This is a genomic window from Erythrobacter aureus (genome assembly GCF_003355455.1).
In the GTDB taxonomy this organism is placed as follows: domain Bacteria; phylum Pseudomonadota; class Alphaproteobacteria; order Sphingomonadales; family Sphingomonadaceae; genus Qipengyuania; species Qipengyuania aurea.
This window is the reverse complement of the sequence record NZ_CP031357.1, coordinates 201,894-216,574: the sequence shown is the minus strand read 5'-3', so window position 1 is coordinate 216,574 and position 14,681 is coordinate 201,894. Positions and strand designations below refer to the sequence as shown.

Below are 14,681 nucleotides of genomic sequence, written 5' to 3'. Positions count from 1 at the left end.
ACGCCAGAGCTACCCTTCGGTACGCCTCCAGCGGAAGTACCACACTTCGTGGCCGTAGACTGTGCGCGCCTTGTGTTCGTAGCGTGTTTCGGGCCAGCCGGAGGGGCGGTTCTGCCAGCTTCCGGGGCCATCGACGATCCATTCGAATTGATCGGTGAAGCGGCGCATCACCATCAGGGCGTGGCGCAGATAGACAGGGTGGTCGGTGCCGAAGCGGAACTCGCCGCCCGGCTTGAGCTTGTCGGCGATCATGCGAACCGGCCCGTCATTCATCATCCGCCGCTTGGCGTGCTTGTTCTTGGGCCAGGGATCGGGATGGAGCAGGTAGAGCATCGTCAACGCGCCGTCGGGCACGCGGCGCAGCACTTCCAGCGCATCGCCATGGTGGATGCGGACATTGGCCAGGGTCCGGTCGCGCACATGGGTCAGCGCCTGCGCCACTCCGTTGACGAAGGGTTCGGCGCCGATGAAGCCGTGATCGGGCAGCATGTCGGCACGCTCGGCCAGATGCTCGCCCCCGCCGAAGCCGATCTCGAAATGCAGCGGGCGCTCGAAGCCGAACAGCGCTTCGGACGTCACCGGCCCTTCGCTCGGCACCGAGATCTGCGGCAGCAGCTTGTCGACCAGCTCCTGCTGTGCCGCGCGCAGGGGTTTGCCCTGGCTGCGGCCGTAAAGCCGGTTGAGCGTGGTCGGATCGCCTTCCTTGAATGCTGACATGCGGCGCGCCGTAGCGCCATCATCCCCATGTCGTCCAGATGCCGTACGCGCTGGTGACGCTCAGCGCGATCCCGACCAGGATCAGCATCAGCTTGGGGCTGAAATGCTTCGCCGCCAGTGCCCCGAAGGGTGCCGCGGCGATCCCGCCGATGATCAGGCCCAGCGTGGGCCCGGCGATATGCGATATGCCCAGATGATAGGCGAAGCTGACCGAGATGGAGAGTGTCAGGAAGAATTCGACCGAATTGACCGTGCCGACGACCTTGCGTGGTTCGGCTCCCTGGACCAGCAGGTTGGACGTCACCACCGGGCCCCAGCCGCCACCACCGGCGGAATCGAGGAACCCGCCTACAAGGCCCAGCGGCGCTACATATCTGGCCTGACGCAGCTTGGGCGGGTAGAGCAGGCCGCGCACGAGCAACCACAGGCCGATACCAGTGAGATAGAGCAGCACGAAGGGCTTGATCGTATCGCCATCGATCGATGCCAGAACGTAGCTCCCGATCAGCCCGCCGATAATGCCGGGTATCAACAGCCGGAAGAACAGGGCTTTGTCGATATTGCCGCTGAGCAAATGGCTGATGCCCGAGGTCGCAGTGGTAAAGCATTCGACGAGATGAACGCGCTGCGAGGCCAGCGCGGGGGGCACCCCCAGCAGGCCGACCATAAGCGTATTCGTGATGACGCCAAAGGCCATGCCCAGCGCGCCGTCGACCATCTGGGCCGCAAAACCGATCAGGATGAAGGGGCAATCACCCCAGATCGATACCGAACACCTCCATGATCGGGGGCTCGCCTTTCGCAATTGTCGCTGACGGCACTTACTGCGCTTCGCCGAGCCGGGCGAGATAGAAAATCTCTGCCGGGCTGGGGGTTGAAGCGGTGTTGCGGGAACGGCTAGGCGGCAGCGCATGCAAGGACTTCTCGACGATTATTCCGAACTCGCGCTGTGGCTGCAGTCGCTGATCGCTCTCGCGGGCCTCGCGGTCGTTGCGCTGGCGGTGAACTGGCTGATCAAGCGCGTTCTGCTGCGCGCTGCCGCGCCCTATCTCGACAAGCGCAGCGACACTGTGGATCGCTCGGTCGCGTGGCTCGCCACCGTGATCCCGCTGCTGATTGTATCGCGCGGGATTGCCGTGGTACCCAATCTGCCGGCGGAGGTGGTGACAGTCACGGTCAATGTCGTGAAGGCGCTGATCGTGCTGTCCGTGGCGATGGCGATCAGCTGGGCGCTCAATTATGCGAACGAGCTCTATGCGCGCCGACCCGAAGCGCGCAGCCGCCCGATCAAGGGCTATGTCCAGGTGGTGAAAATCGTCGTGTTCTGCGGTGCGGCGATCCTGATGATCGCGGTGCTGATCGAACAGTCGCCGCTGCTGCTTCTGTCCGGTCTCGGCGCCATGGCAGCGGTACTGATGCTGGTTTTCAAGGATACGATCCTCAGCCTGGTCGCCAGCGTTCAGCTCACCAGCAACGACATGCTACGTGTCGGCGACTGGATCGAAATGCCGAGCATGAATGCCGATGGCGATGTGATCGACATCGCGCTGCACACGGTCAAGGTGCAGAATTTCGACAAGACCATCACCACCATTCCGACGCACCGGCTCATTTCCGATGCCTATCGCAACTGGCGCGGGATGAGCGAAAGCGGTGGCAGGCGAATCAAGCGGGCGCTGGTGATCGACCAGAACGCGGTCCGTTTCCTGAGCGGAGACGAGGTTGCCGGGCTCAGGCGCTTCCGGCTGCTCGACGAGTACCTCGCCAGAAAAGAGGCCGAGATAGCGGAGTGGAACCGCCACGAATTGTCCAGCGATTACGACGAAATCAATGCCCGTCGCATCACCAATATCGGCACCCTGCGCGCCTATGTGATTGCCTACCTCAAAAGCCATCCGCGTATCGCGGGCGGGGGTTCACGCTGATGGTGCGTCAGCTCCCTCCGGGGCCGCAGGGCCTGCCGCTAGAGATCTACTGTTTCACCGATACGGTCGACTGGGGCGAATATGAATCGATCCAGGCGGATATCTTCGACCATCTGATTGCGATCCTCCCGAATTCGAACTGCGCATTTTCCAGGAACCCAGCGGCCTGGATTTCGCGCGTATGGCGGAACACAAATAGAAAACGCCCGGCAGCCGAAGCTCCGGGCGTCTCTCGCTGTCCCGTCCAGGGGTGAGGGGGTCAGGCCGCCTCGGCCTCTTCGTTCGGATCGCGCAGCACGTAGCCGCGCCCCCAAACGGTTTCGATGTAATTCTCGCCGCCGCATGCATGGCTGAGCTTCTTGCGCAGCTTGCAGATGAAGACGTCGATGATCTTGAGCTCGGGCTCGTCCATGCCGCCATACAGGTGGTTGAGGAACATTTCCTTGGTCAGCGTGGTGCCCTTGCGGAGCGAAAGCAGCTCCAGCATCGCATATTCCTTGCCGGTCAGGTGGACGCGGGCACCGTCGACCTCGACGGTTTTCGCATCGAGGTTCACCGCCAGCTTGCCGGTCCGGATGACCGACTGACTGTGGCCCTTCGAACGGCGGACCACGGCATGGATGCGCGCGACCAGTTCTTCGCGATGGAAAGGCTTGGTCACGTAATCGTCGGCACCGAAGCCGAACGAACGGATTTTGGAGTCCATTTCGGCGATGCCCGAAAGGATCAGTACCGGGGTCTGCACCTTGGCGACGCGGAGCTTCTTGAGCACGTCATACCCATGCATGTCGGGCAGGTTCAGATCGAGCAGGATGATATCGTAATCATACAGCTTGCCGAGGTCCAAACCTTCCTCGCCGAGGTCGGTCGAGTAGACGTTGAAGCCTTCGGTGGTGAGCATCAGCTCGATTGCCTTGGCGGTTGTCGGCTCGTCTTCGATCAGCAGTACACGCATCGGAACTCCCCTGAATGGTCCCTAGTGTCGTTCGGTAACGCCCCGGAAAGAGGTGTTGCCCTGTATTAACCACATCACATCTGAACGAAAAAGGTTAACGCGGGGTAAAAGTCGTTAACTTTTCGAAGCGGCCATCCGGGCCTCATAAAGCGCGCAGCTTCTTTTCGCGGCGGCGTTGGGCACTGGATCCGATGCCGATTGCCTCGCGATATTTGGCCACCGTGCGGCGCGCCAGATCGTACCCCTCGCCATTGAGCAGATCGGCGAGCTTCTGATCCGACAGCACTTTTTTGGGATCTTCCGCGTCGCACAAAGCCTTGATGCGCGCCTTGATCGCTTCGCTGCTCGCGCCTTCGCCATCGGCGGCGGCGACCCCGCTGGTGAAGAAATATTTCAGCTCGAAGGTTCCGCGAGGGCACGACAGATATTTGTTGCTGGTCACGCGGCTGACCGTGCTTTCGTGCATCTCGATCTTCTCGGCCACGTCGCGCAGGGTCAGGGGGCGCATGGCGGTAACCCCTTCGCGAAAGAAGCCTTCCTGCCTCTTTACGATTTCGGCCGCGGTTTTCAGGATCGTCTTCTGGCGCTGGTCCAGCGCGCGGATCAGCCAGTCGGCTTCGCCGAGCTGTTCGTTGAGCCAGCTTTGCGAGGCCTTGTCGCGCGCGCCGCTTTTGAGTTCGAGATAGTATTCGCGATTGACCACCAGACGCGGGAGGCTCGCCTCGTTGATGCGGATGTCCCAGCCTTGCGCACTCGGCGTAATCAGCACGTCGGGCACGATCGCCGATTCGGTGCCGCCGCCGAAGGCCAGCCCCGGCTTGGGATCGTAACCGCGCAGTTCGGCGAGCATGTCGGTGAAGTCCTCGTCATCGACTTCGCACATGCGCTTCAGCCGGGCGATATCGCCCTTCACCACCAGGTCGAGATTGTCGATCAGCCTCGCCATGCAGGGATCGTACCGGTCCGCCTCCTTGGCCTGCAGTGCCAGGCATTCGGCCAGCGTTCGCGCGCCAACGCCGGTCGGATCGAGCGATTGCACGGTCTCAAGTGCGCGTTCGGCTTCGGCAAGCGGCACACCCAGCTCCTCGGCGATTTGAAGCAGGTCGGTGGGCAGATAACCCGCCTCGTCCAGTTCGCCGATGATCCGCATGGCGATCAGCGCCTCGCGTGAATCGCGCGCCACCGCACCGACCTGCTCGGTCAAATGATCGGCCAGCGTCGGCCCCTCGGCGGAGCGGTTTTCGAGATCGGGCAATTCACCGCCGGCCATGCCGATATCGGCACGGCTCCAGTCTCCGGCTTCCCCTTGCGCCATATCGCCCGGCGCGGCTTCGGGATCGATGGCGTGACCGGCGACGTCGAGTGCATTCTCGCCGTCGAATTCCGTCGCGCTATCGGGTTCGGTGACATCCGGTGGCGTCTCTTCGCCCGCCTCCCGGCCGACCTCTCCCATCTCTAGCAGCGGATTGGCATCGAGCACTTCGCCGACGAAGGTTTCGATTTCCAGATTGGACAGCGCCAGCAGCTTGATCGCCTGCTGGAGCTGCGGCGTCATCACCAGCGTTTGAGTCTGCCGGAGGTCCAGCCTTGGGCTAAGCGCCATGGTTCAATTCCGGGCGTGCCTGCGCGTCACAGAGTGAATCCCTCGCCTAGATAGAGGCGGCGCACATTTTCATCCGCCACCAGCGCTTCGGGCGTACCGGCAAACAACACCTGGCCACCATAGATGATGCAGGCCCGATCGACGATCTCCAGCGTCTCGCGCACATTGTGGTCGGTGATCAGCACACCGATACCGCGCGTTCTGAGGTCTTTCACCAAATCCCGGATATCGCTGATCGACAGGGGATCGATCCCGGCAAAAGGCTCGTCGAGGAGCATGATAGAGGGCTTCGCCGCCAGTGCCCGCGCGATCTCGCAGCGGCGCCGCTCGCCGCCGGACAGCGCCATGGCCGGACTCGCCCGCAACCGCGCGAGACCGAATTCGTCGAGCAGGCGCTCGAGCTCCTGCGCGCGCGTGTCCGGATCGGGCTCGACCATTTCGAGCACGCAATTGATATTCTGCTCGACCGTCATCCCGCGAAAAATGCTTGTTTCCTGCGGCAAATAGCCGAGCCCCAGGATCGCGCGGCGATACATCGGCAGATTGGTCACGTCTTCGCCATCCATAAGGATACGCCCGGCATCCGGCCGCACCAGCCCCATGATCGAATAGAAGCATGTGGTCTTGCCCGCGCCGTTCGGCCCGAGCAGGCCGAGAACCTCCCCCTTGCCGACGCTGAGGGAAATATCCGTCAGTACGGCGCGCTTGTCGTAGCTCTTGGCAATGGAAATAACTTCGAGCCCGCCCTGCGGAATGGGCGGGGCGGCATCATGCACTGCGGCATTGTCCGAGCTTAATCCGATATCGGCCATGCACGGCGACATAGCACGCGAACCGGGCGTGAAAACCCCACGACCTTGCCTTTTTCGACGAACTGGCAGGATTCGTGCATAGGCGCCGTCGCCCGGCGCTTTCCCACATCCCATTGCCCGTTCGCGCAGGATTGCTTGCCAGCGGGCGGCATTTTTGAAACAATGCGATTCGGGCAGGAGAGACAGGGAGAGGCGCAGTGAACAAGGCGCTCGACGAAAACGATTTCGCAGGTGGTCGCTCATCCGCTCGCAAGCGTGATTGGCGCAAGGCGATGAGCGACAATGTGGCGCTCGCCCTGCTGGTTTACACCGCGCTGCAGATTTTCGTGACGGTTCATGCGATGAAGCAGGGATCGTCCTCGATCATGCCCTATCTCGCCCTCGTGGTTCTGGTCGCCGGCATCATTCCCGCCTGCCGCTGGTTCGAACGGCGCTGGATCGGCCTGAGCGACGAAGAGGCCGCCGAAATCGGTCTGAAACCGGCCTTCCGCCGCGACCAATTGCTGTTGTGGGCATTGGCGATCGGTTTGCCCTTCGCCCTCACGACTTTCTTCAACATCATCTTCGCCTGATTTTCGCGGCAGTTGCCAGCACCGCGGCCCGCGCCTACCTCGCGCGGATGATGACCCTTTTCGGCAATCGCCCATGATGGACAGCAACGCCGCACTCGACCGGTGCCGGGAACTCGTCGACCTTGCCCGTTCGATGGGCGCCGACGCAGCCGATGCCGCCGCGCGCGCCTCTTCTTCCGAAAGCGTCAGCGTGAGGCTCGGCGCGCTCGAGGAGGTCGAACGTTCGGAGAGCGAGGAGATCGGCCTGCGGGTGTTCGTCGGTCGCCGTTCCGCATCGATCAACACCAGCGATTTCGCACCCGACGGGTTGAAGCTGCTTGCCCAGCGTGCCGTGGAAATGGCGCGCCTGGCACCGGAGGATCCCTATGGCGGGCTCGCGCCACGCGACGCGCTTTTCAGCGGCGAACCGCTCGATCTCGACCTTTCGGATCGGTCCGAACCCTCGCCTGCGGATCTGCGCGAGGCCGCTCTCGCCACCGAAGATGCCGCGCGCGCTGTCGATGGGGTGACCAATTCCAACGGCGGCAGCGCGTCCTATTCGCGTTCGGTCTTCGCGCTGGCCACGTCCAACGGATTCGCGCGCGGCCACTCGGGTGGATCGCATACCCTTTCGGCGAGCGTGGTAGCGGGCGAGGGAGGCGATAAACAGACCGATTATGCCTATCGCACCCAGCGCCACCGCAGCGACCTCCCGGACCCGGCCGAAATCGGCCGCGAGGCGGGGGAGCGCGCGGTGCGCAAGGTGGGTCCCGGGTCGATCCCGTCGCGCAAAATGCCGGTCGTATTCGATCCGCGCGTGGGGAGCGGCGTGCTCGGCCACCTGCTTGGTGCGATCGCCGGGCCTTCCATCGCGCGCAAGGCGAGCTTTCTGGTCGGGCGCGAGACGGAACAGCACTTCGACGAAACCATCCGCATCGCCGAGAATCCGCATCGCCTGCGCGGCCTGCGGTCGCGCCATTACGACGGCGAGGGCGTGGCGACTGTCGAACGCGCATTGGTGGAAGACGGACGCATCACCGGCTGGCTCACCAATGTCGCCAGCGCCGCGCAGCTCGGTCTCGGCCTGACAGGCCATGCCAGCCGCGGCGGCGGCGGATCGCCGGGCATAGCCGTGAGCAATGTCGTCATGGAAGCAGGATCGCAATCGGTCGCGGACCTCATCGCCGATATCGAAGACGGTCTGTTCGTGACCGACCTCTTCGGCCAGGGCGTCAATCTCGTCACCGGCGATTACAGCCGCGGGGCCAGCGGGCTGCGCATCCGCAATGGCGAACTGGCCGGGCCGGTCGCCGAAATCACGATCGCCAGCACGCTGCCGGACATGTTCCGCGCACTGGTGCCCGCGGACGACCTGGAATTGGTGCGCGGGGTGGATGTGCCGACCTTCCGCATCGATGGCATGTCGGTGGCGGGCCAGTGACGCGGCTTCTCGCCATCCTTGCACTGATCTGGGCGATGCCGCTGGCAGCCCAGCTCGACGCGCCGGCCGAACCGGTCGAGACGCCGACGCCCGTCCAGACCATCGCCGCGACACAGGAAGCGGGCGCCGACGAACAGATCGCCGAACGCATCGCCGGAATCTTCGCCGAATTGCCGGCCTTTACCGGCGTCGAGGTCGAGGTGAGCGAGGGCGTCGTCGCTCTTTCCGGCACTGTGCCCAAGGCCGAGGATATCGATCGCGCCGAGGCGATCGTGAACCGGATATCCGGCGTCGTGACGATCGAGAACGGGCTGGAGCGGGATTTGTCGGTATCCGCCGACAGCGCCGGTATTTCGGTTCTGGGCGAGCGCTGGAACGCTTTCGTCAGCGCGCTACCGCTGATTGCCGCCGCGCTCGGTGTATGGTTTCTCATCGCGGCGGCGGGCTATGTCATCGCCGGATTGGGCGCATTGTGGCACCGTATCGCTCCCAACAGTTTCCTGGCCGAACTGATCGCCAGCGCGATTCGCTTCGTGTTCTTCATCGGCGGTCTGGTGGTGGCTCTGGACATGATCGGGGCCACCGCTCTGCTCGGCGCGGTGCTGGGCGGGGCGGGCGTGATCGGCATCGCGCTCGGCTTCGCCATGCGCGATACGATCGAGAATTACGTCGCCTCGCTCATGCTCAGCCTGCGTCAGCCCTTCCGCGCAAATGACTGGGTTCAGATCGACACGTATGAGGGGCGGGTCATCCGTCTGACCAGCCGCGCGACCGTGCTGATGACGCTGGACGGCAATCACCTGCGTATTCCCAACGGCCAGGTGTTCCGCGCCGTGATTCTCAATTTCACGCGCAATCCGCAGCGGCGTTTCCAGTTCGAGCTGGGAGTCGATGCCGATGACGATGCCCGCGCCGCGCGCCAATTGGGGCGCGATACGCTGGCCGGGCTGGATTTCGTCCTCGACGATCCCCCGCCCGAGGCGCGGATTATCGAGGTCGGCGATTCGAATGTGGTGATCCGCTTTCTCGGCTGGGTCGACCAGCGCGAGACCGATTGGTGGAAGGCGCAGAGCCAGGCCATCCCCGCCGTGAAGCGGGCTCTGGAAGAGGCCGGGTTCGGCCTGCCCGAGCCGATCTATCGCCTGCGTTTCGACCCGCGTTCGGCCACGGTACCCTTCGCCACCGAAGCCACCGCCGGACCCGCCGCGCAGCGTGACGAGAAGGCGAAGCCGGTGCGCGAGATAACCGTGACCGAGACCGAAGAAGACGTTCGCCCGGCCGACGAGATTGCCGCCATGGTCGATGAGGAACGGCGCACGGGAGGGGAGCAGGATAAGGACCTGCTCGATACGTCGCGGCCGGTCGAATAACTGCCGTCGGCAATTAAGGGGCGCGTGGCGGCGCCCCCTGGCTCGGCTTCCTCTTATTTTTCCGCCTTGTAGCGATCGACCGCTTCGATGACGATGCGCTTGGCCTCTGCGGCGTCGCCCCAATTGCCGATGCGCACCCACTTTTCCTTTTCCAGGTCTTTATAGTGGGTGAAGAAGTGCTCGATCTGCTGGAAAATGATCGAGGGCAGGTCCTTCGTTTCGGCGACATCCGAATAATACGGGAAGGTGGTGTCGATCGGCACGCAGATCAGTTTCTCGTCCCCGCCATGCTCGTCCTCCAGGTTGAGCACGCCGATCGGACGCGAGCGGACGACGCAGCCGGCGATGAAGGGCGAACGCGCGATCACCAGCGCGTCGAGCGGATCGCCATCGGGCGAGAGCGTGTGCGGAATGAAGCCGTAATTGGCCGGATAGCGCATCGGCGTATGCAGGATACGGTCGACGAACAGCGCGCCCGATTCCTTGTCGAATTCATACTTCACCGGTTCGCCGCCAGTCGGCACTTCGATGATGACGTTGAGGCTTTCCGGCACATTGTCGCCGGTCGGAATCTTGTCGATGCGCATCCGCTACTCTTCTCGCAAATTTCGGTTTCGCCCCTCTCCCCAGAAAGACTTCGCCGGGCGGATAGCGGGGCGGGGCGCAGGCGTAAACAGGGACTTTCGTCGATAGCCTCCACTTGCCCTGCCCCACTTCCTGCCCGCACCGGACCATCGCTATAGATTGCGGACCCGCGCAGTTCGCTCTAATCGCGCGCACCATGCCCAAAACACCCCAAGCCATTCGCGGAACCCAGGACATTTTCGGCGCCGATGCGGAAGCCTTCGCCTTCGTCGTCGAAACCTTCGAACGCGTGCGCAAGCTCTATCGCTTCCGCCGCGTCGAAATGCCCGTGTTCGAGAAAACAGAAGTGTTCAGCCGTGCGATCGGCGAGACGACCGATGTCGTCAGCAAGGAAATGTATTCCTTCGACGATCGCGGCGGGGAAAGCCTGACGCTGCGGCCCGAATTCACTGCCGGGATCGCGCGCGCTTATCTCTCGAACGGCTGGCAGCAGCATGCGCCGCTCAAGGTCGCGACGCATGGGCCGCTGTTCCGCTACGAGCGTCCGCAGAAGGGCCGCTATCGCCAGTTCCACCAGATCGACGCCGAGATCATCGGCGCGGGGGAACCACAAGCAGACGTCGAACTGCTGGCGATGGCCGACCAGCTATTGAAGGAACTGGGGATCGAGGGCGTCACGCTGCACCTCAACACGCTCGGCGATGGCGACAGCCGCGAAGCCTGGCGCGCCGCGCTGGTCGAGCATTTCCGCGCCGTGAAAGATGAACTGAGCGAGGATTCGCAGGAGCGGCTGGAGAAGAACCCGCTGCGCATCCTCGATAGCAAGGACCGCCGCGATCAGCGCTTCGTCGCCGACGCGCCGAAGATCGACCAGTTCCTCTCGGACGACGCGCGCGCCTTCTTCGATGCCGTCACCAGCGGCCTCGATGCGGCGGGCGTGAAATGGACGCGCGCGGAAAGCCTCGTGCGCGGGCTCGACTATTACCGCCACACCGCCTTCGAATTCATCCCCGACGAGGGCAGCGAGGCAGCCGGCAAGCTCGGCAGCCAGAGCACCATCCTCGGCGGCGGTCGTTATGATGGCCTCATGGAAAGCCTCGGCGGCGCGCCGACGCCCGCAGTCGGCTGGGCCGCGGGGATCGAGCGGCTGGCGATGTTGGTGGGGGAAATCGAGCGTGAAGAGGCCGAAGTGATGGTCGTCGCGGAAGACGATGATGTCTTGCCGACTGCTGTTTTTGCGACTGCGGGTTTTCGAGAGCGTGGCTTTATTGCGGACATGCTTGTTTCGGGGTCACCAAAAAAGCGATTCGATAAGGCCGTAAAATCAGGCGCGAAGGTCATCTTAAGCTTGAAAATGGAAGAGGCGGGCTTTTCTTCCGGGTTGCGAACTGCTGGCGAAGAACCTTTAGGCGGTAAGGTGGCGAGTGAATGGGAGCAGATGAAACCATTCGCTCCCCAATAAACGTCACCCTGAACTTGTTTCAGGGTCCATCTCACCGATAGCGCCGTCGGTGAGGGGGCGGGATGGATGCTGAAACAAGTTCAGCATGACGGGGATGGGGAGATGGTCCGTTTCCATCCGTCACCCTGGACCCGATCCGGGGTGGTGCTTTCCGTTCGAGGTCCCGATCGCAGCAAGAAGCCTGATCCCGGGTCGAGCCCGGGATGACGAAATAGGCCTGGGTGGACGAACCTGGGATCGAACATCTTTCCTACCCGCTATCTCCTTCGCTAAGGATGCGGCAAGGCGAGTTGAAATGGCCATGGGGCGGGGGGGGGAGCTTCCGCATGTGTCACCCGGCTTGCGAGTAAAATTGTTGTTGTAAAAGAAAGAGTCAGGCGAGACTGCGGAAGGTGACACCCTGTCGCCTTCGTCACCCATCCGCCACCCGAACCACCCATGACCATTCCAGCCGAACGCCTCGACCAGATCGCCCATCGCTTCGCCGAGCTCGAGGCGCGGATGGCGTCGGGTACGCTCGAGGGCGAGGAATTCGTCCAGGCGAGCCGCGACTATGCCGAACTGGAGCCGGTGGCGAAGGTGGCCGCCGAGGTGAAGGCCGCGCGCGAGGAGATCGCGGAGCTGGAGGAGATGCTCGCCGACCCGGAAATGAAAGCCATGGCAGAGGAAGAGCTGGCCGAATTGCGCCAGCGCCTGCCCGAGGCGGAGCGCGAGCTGGCCATCGCCATGCTGCCGCGCGACAGCGCCGATGCGAAACCCGCCATGCTCGAAATACGCGCGGGCACCGGCGGCGACGAGGCGGCGCTGTTCGCGGGCGATCTCTACCGCATGTACGAGCGCTTCGCCGCCGAACAGGGCTGGAAGGTCGAGCCGGTGAGCATGAGCGCATCGGAAGTCGGCGGCTTCAAGGAGATCGTCGCAAACGTGACGGGGAACGGCGTCTTCGCCAAGCTGAAGTTCGAAAGCGGCGTCCACCGGGTGCAGCGCGTGCCGGAAACCGAAAGCGGCGGCCGCATCCATACCTCGGCGGCGACGGTCGCGGTGCTGCCCGAACCCGATGAGGTCGACGTCCAGATCGATGCGACCGACCTCAAGATCGATACCTACCGCGCGAGCGGGGCGGGCGGCCAGCACGTCAACACCACCGACAGCGCGATCCGCATCACGCACTTGCCCACGGGCCTCGTGGTGACCTGCCAGGACGGGCGCAGCCAGCACAAGAACCGCGAGAAGGCGATGCAGGTACTGCGCGCACGCCTTTACGAAAAATCGCGCGAGGAAGCGCAGGGCGCCGAGGCCGAGGCGCGCAAGGCCATGGTCGGCAGCGGCGACCGGTCCGAGCGCATCCGCACCTACAACTACCCGCAGGGCCGCGTGACCGACCATCGCATCGGGCTGACCTTGCAGAAGCTACCGCAGATCATCGCCGGGCCGGGGCTGGGCGAGCTGGTCGACGCGCTGATCGCCGAGGACGAGGCCAAGCGCCTTGCCGCGATGACCGAATGAGCGTTGCCGATGCGGTGCGCGCCGCGGCGGAGCGTCTCGCCGCCACCAGCGACACCGCCCGTCTCGATGCGGAATTGCTGATGGCGCACACGCTGGGCGTGTCGCGCTCGGATATGCTGCTCCGGCATATGCGCGAACTCGAGCCCGCAGGCTTCGAAGGTTTGGTCGCGCGCCGCGCAGCGCGTGAGCCGGTCGCGTATATCGTCGGGCACCAGGAGTTCTTCGGGCTCGATTTCACGGTCACGCCCGATACGCTGATCCCGCGCGGTGACAGCGAGACGATCGTGCAAGCGGCGCTCGATACGGCGAGGCCCGATGCACGGGTGCTCGACATGGGGACCGGCTCCGGCGCGTTGCTGCTCGCATTTCTCGACCGGAGGCCGGGATCGAGCGGGATCGGTATCGATGCGTGTGCAGCCGCGCTGGATGTGGCGGCAAACAATTGCGAGCGTTTGGGTCTTGCCGGGCGCGCACGTTTTCTCGAGGCGAGCTGGCTCGAGGATGGATGGTCGAACGATCTGGGCCGGTTCGATCTGGTCCTGTGCAATCCGCCCTATGTCGAGGCGGACGCGGAGCTTGAACCGGACGTGCGCGCTTATGAGCCGGCCAGCGCCCTTTTCGCCGGGCCTGAAGGGCTTGACGCCTATCGCGCGATCGTCCCGCAGCTTGGCAAGCTTCTTCTGCCGGACAGCGCCGCTGTCCTCGAAATCGGCGCGCGTCAGGAGGAAGCGGTTTCCGCCATCGCGCGCGAATCGGGCTTTTCGGTGAAGCTGAAACGCGACCTTGCAGGCCGCCCTCGTGCACTGATTCTCACTTAGGGGTTGGCAAAGCCGATTCGACCCTTTACCTCTGGCCCTAGGCCAGTGGTGCGCGGCTAACGCTTCCCCACCGGTTCCAGCTCCGACATTGCAGTTCCGGTGCGCAGCCAGTGGCTACGCATACCATGCACAAGTCGGGGCACGCGAGTTGCGACAGGCGCAACCGCGCAAGGGGTCACGCGGCCATATGCGGACCGGTAAAAAGGTCCGTGCCGCGAATTGAATGAGGACCAGCTACCCTTGAACAACAATCGCAATAACCGTCGTCGCGGACGCGGTAACCGCAATCAGGGCGGTGCTAATTCGGCCAATCGGATCGATAGCCGCGCGCGTGGCAATGCCCCGCAGTTGCTCGACAAGTATAAGAAGCTCGCTCAGGACGCCCAGCATAATGGCGACCGCGTGCAGGCCGAATATTACCTGCAATTCGCGGACCATTATTTTCGGGTGATCGCCGACAACAAGGCCCGCCAGGAAGAGGCCAAGGCCAAACGTCAGGATGGACCGGGCCAGAACCAGTCGGACGATGAAGACGACGATGACGGCGACGGTGACGATCGCCGCAACAACCGTCGTCAGCGCAGCCGGCGCGACGATCAGGACGACACCGGACGCAAGCCGCGGGGCCGTAAGCCCAAGGGCGATGACGATGGTGAAGGCCGCGAATTCGAACCCTCGGAAAACCCGTTCACCCGCCGCGACGACGAGGATGAGGCGCCGAAGAAGCGTCGTGCTCCGCGCAAGACGAAGAAGAGCGAGGAAAGCGCTCCAGGCAATGGGGGCGCAATCGATGCGGCGGTATTGCCGCCTTCGCTCAGCGCGAACGAAGGCGATGGCGAAGAAAAACCCGCCCCTCGCCGCCGCAAGCGCAAGCAGGACGATGACGGCGAGGTAAGCGCGGTCGGCTGATCGCGCTTGCGCGCCGGACCTCACCGG

Annotated in this window: 14 protein-coding genes; 8 read left to right on the top strand and 6 right to left on the bottom strand. The window is 63.6% G+C overall.

What is annotated here, in order from left to right; genetic code table 11:
* Positions 1–9: 9 nt before the first annotated feature.
* Positions 10–717, bottom strand: a complete 708-nt coding sequence (trmB, locus tag DVR09_RS01050) for a tRNA (guanine(46)-N(7))-methyltransferase TrmB (protein WP_115415289.1) — start codon at positions 715–717, stop codon at positions 10–12.
* 19 nt (positions 718–736) lie between these two features.
* A complete protein-coding gene (locus tag DVR09_RS01045) occupies positions 737–1,435 on the bottom strand; it encodes a sulfite exporter TauE/SafE family protein (RefSeq protein ID WP_234041496.1) in 699 nt (232 codons plus the stop codon).
* 193 nt (positions 1,436–1,628) lie between these two features.
* On the opposite strand from DVR09_RS01045, the gene DVR09_RS01040 reads away from it, so the two are divergent.
* Entirely contained in the window at positions 1,629–2,642 is a 1,014-nt protein-coding gene (locus tag DVR09_RS01040; RefSeq protein WP_369692541.1) for a mechanosensitive ion channel family protein, read from the top strand.
* 259 nt (positions 2,643–2,901) lie between these two features.
* On the opposite strand, the gene ctrA is transcribed toward DVR09_RS01040, so the two are convergent.
* From ctrA to lptB, 3 genes are all read right to left on the bottom strand, one after another.
* A complete protein-coding gene (gene ctrA, locus DVR09_RS01035) occupies positions 2,902–3,597 on the bottom strand; it encodes a response regulator transcription factor CtrA (RefSeq protein ID WP_050601718.1) in 696 nt (231 codons plus the stop codon).
* A gap of 142 nt (positions 3,598–3,739) precedes the next feature.
* Positions 3,740–5,200 (bottom strand): RNA polymerase factor sigma-54, encoded by a 1,461-nt coding sequence (gene rpoN / locus DVR09_RS01030; RefSeq protein WP_115415287.1) that lies wholly within the window; start codon positions 5,198–5,200, stop codon positions 3,740–3,742.
* Positions 5,201–5,226: 26 nt separating this feature from the next.
* Positions 5,227–6,012, bottom strand: coding sequence for an LPS export ABC transporter ATP-binding protein (gene lptB / locus DVR09_RS01025; protein ID WP_115417708.1), 786 nt, complete (start codon positions 6,010–6,012; stop codon positions 5,227–5,229).
* A 197-nt stretch (positions 6,013–6,209) separates the two neighbouring features.
* On the opposite strand from lptB, the gene DVR09_RS01020 reads away from it, so the two are divergent.
* From DVR09_RS01020 to DVR09_RS01010, 3 genes are all read left to right on the top strand, one after another.
* Positions 6,210–6,584, top strand: coding sequence for a hypothetical protein (locus DVR09_RS01020; RefSeq protein WP_115415286.1), 375 nt, complete (start codon positions 6,210–6,212; stop codon positions 6,582–6,584).
* Between the two features lie 73 nt (positions 6,585–6,657).
* Positions 6,658–8,004 (top strand): TldD/PmbA family protein, encoded by a 1,347-nt coding sequence (locus tag DVR09_RS01015; RefSeq protein ID WP_115415285.1) that lies wholly within the window; start codon positions 6,658–6,660, stop codon positions 8,002–8,004.
* Positions 8,001–9,374 carry a mechanosensitive ion channel family protein gene (locus DVR09_RS01010; RefSeq protein WP_234041495.1) on the top strand — a complete coding sequence of 458 codons (1,374 nt, stop codon included), beginning with the start codon at positions 8,001–8,003 and terminating at the stop codon, positions 9,372–9,374. The genes DVR09_RS01015 and DVR09_RS01010 overlap by 4 nt, the downstream gene beginning before the upstream one ends.
* Positions 9,375–9,427: 53 nt before the next feature.
* Here the strand turns inward: DVR09_RS01010 and ppa are convergent, their stop codons facing one another.
* The gene (ppa, locus tag DVR09_RS01005) at positions 9,428–9,961 is read right to left on the bottom strand and encodes an inorganic diphosphatase (protein WP_115415284.1); all 534 of its coding nucleotides are present in this window, start codon (positions 9,959–9,961) and stop codon (positions 9,428–9,430) included.
* 194 nt (positions 9,962–10,155) lie between these two features.
* Between ppa and hisS the strand changes: the two genes are divergently transcribed.
* From hisS to DVR09_RS00985, 4 genes are all read left to right on the top strand, one after another.
* Positions 10,156–11,421: a histidine--tRNA ligase gene (gene hisS, locus DVR09_RS01000; protein WP_115415283.1), complete on the top strand. Its 1,266-nt coding sequence runs from the start codon at positions 10,156–10,158 to the stop codon at positions 11,419–11,421.
* A 438-nt stretch (positions 11,422–11,859) separates the two neighbouring features.
* Complete coding sequence (gene prfA, locus DVR09_RS00995) at positions 11,860–12,927, top strand: peptide chain release factor 1 (RefSeq protein WP_115415282.1); 1,068 nt, start codon at positions 11,860–11,862, stop codon at positions 12,925–12,927.
* Positions 12,924–13,745 (top strand): peptide chain release factor N(5)-glutamine methyltransferase, encoded by an 822-nt coding sequence (gene prmC, locus DVR09_RS00990; RefSeq protein WP_115415281.1) that lies wholly within the window; start codon positions 12,924–12,926, stop codon positions 13,743–13,745. Before prfA ends, prmC begins: the two co-directional genes overlap by 4 nt.
* Before the next feature lie 240 nt (positions 13,746–13,985).
* A complete protein-coding gene (locus DVR09_RS00985) occupies positions 13,986–14,654 on the top strand; it encodes a DUF4167 domain-containing protein (RefSeq protein ID WP_115415280.1) in 669 nt (222 codons plus the stop codon).
* The last annotated feature ends 27 nt before the right edge of the window (positions 14,655–14,681 follow it).

Coding starts and splice junctions, on each gene's coding strand:
- DVR09_RS01045 (WP_234041496.1), bottom strand. CDS start 1,435: ATGGTCGACGGCGCGCTGGGCATGGCCTTTGGCGTCATCACGAATACG.
- trmB (WP_115415289.1), bottom strand. CDS start 717: ATGTCAGCATTCAAGGAAGGCGATCCGACCACGCTCAACCGGCTTTAC.
- hisS (WP_115415283.1), top strand. CDS start 10,156: ATGCCCAAAACACCCCAAGCCATTCGCGGAACCCAGGACATTTTCGGC.
- ctrA (WP_050601718.1), bottom strand. CDS start 3,597: ATGCGTGTACTGCTGATCGAAGACGAGCCGACAACCGCCAAGGCAATC.
- prfA (WP_115415282.1), top strand. CDS start 11,860: ATGACCATTCCAGCCGAACGCCTCGACCAGATCGCCCATCGCTTCGCC.
- prmC (WP_115415281.1), top strand. CDS start 12,924: ATGAGCGTTGCCGATGCGGTGCGCGCCGCGGCGGAGCGTCTCGCCGCC.
- ppa (WP_115415284.1), bottom strand. CDS start 9,961: ATGCGCATCGACAAGATTCCGACCGGCGACAATGTGCCGGAAAGCCTC.
- DVR09_RS01040 (WP_369692541.1), top strand. CDS start 1,629: ATGCAAGGACTTCTCGACGATTATTCCGAACTCGCGCTGTGGCTGCAG.
- lptB (WP_115417708.1), bottom strand. CDS start 6,012: ATGGCCGATATCGGATTAAGCTCGGACAATGCCGCAGTGCATGATGCC.
- rpoN (WP_115415287.1), bottom strand. CDS start 5,200: ATGGCGCTTAGCCCAAGGCTGGACCTCCGGCAGACTCAAACGCTGGTG.
- DVR09_RS01015 (WP_115415285.1), top strand. CDS start 6,658: ATGATGGACAGCAACGCCGCACTCGACCGGTGCCGGGAACTCGTCGAC.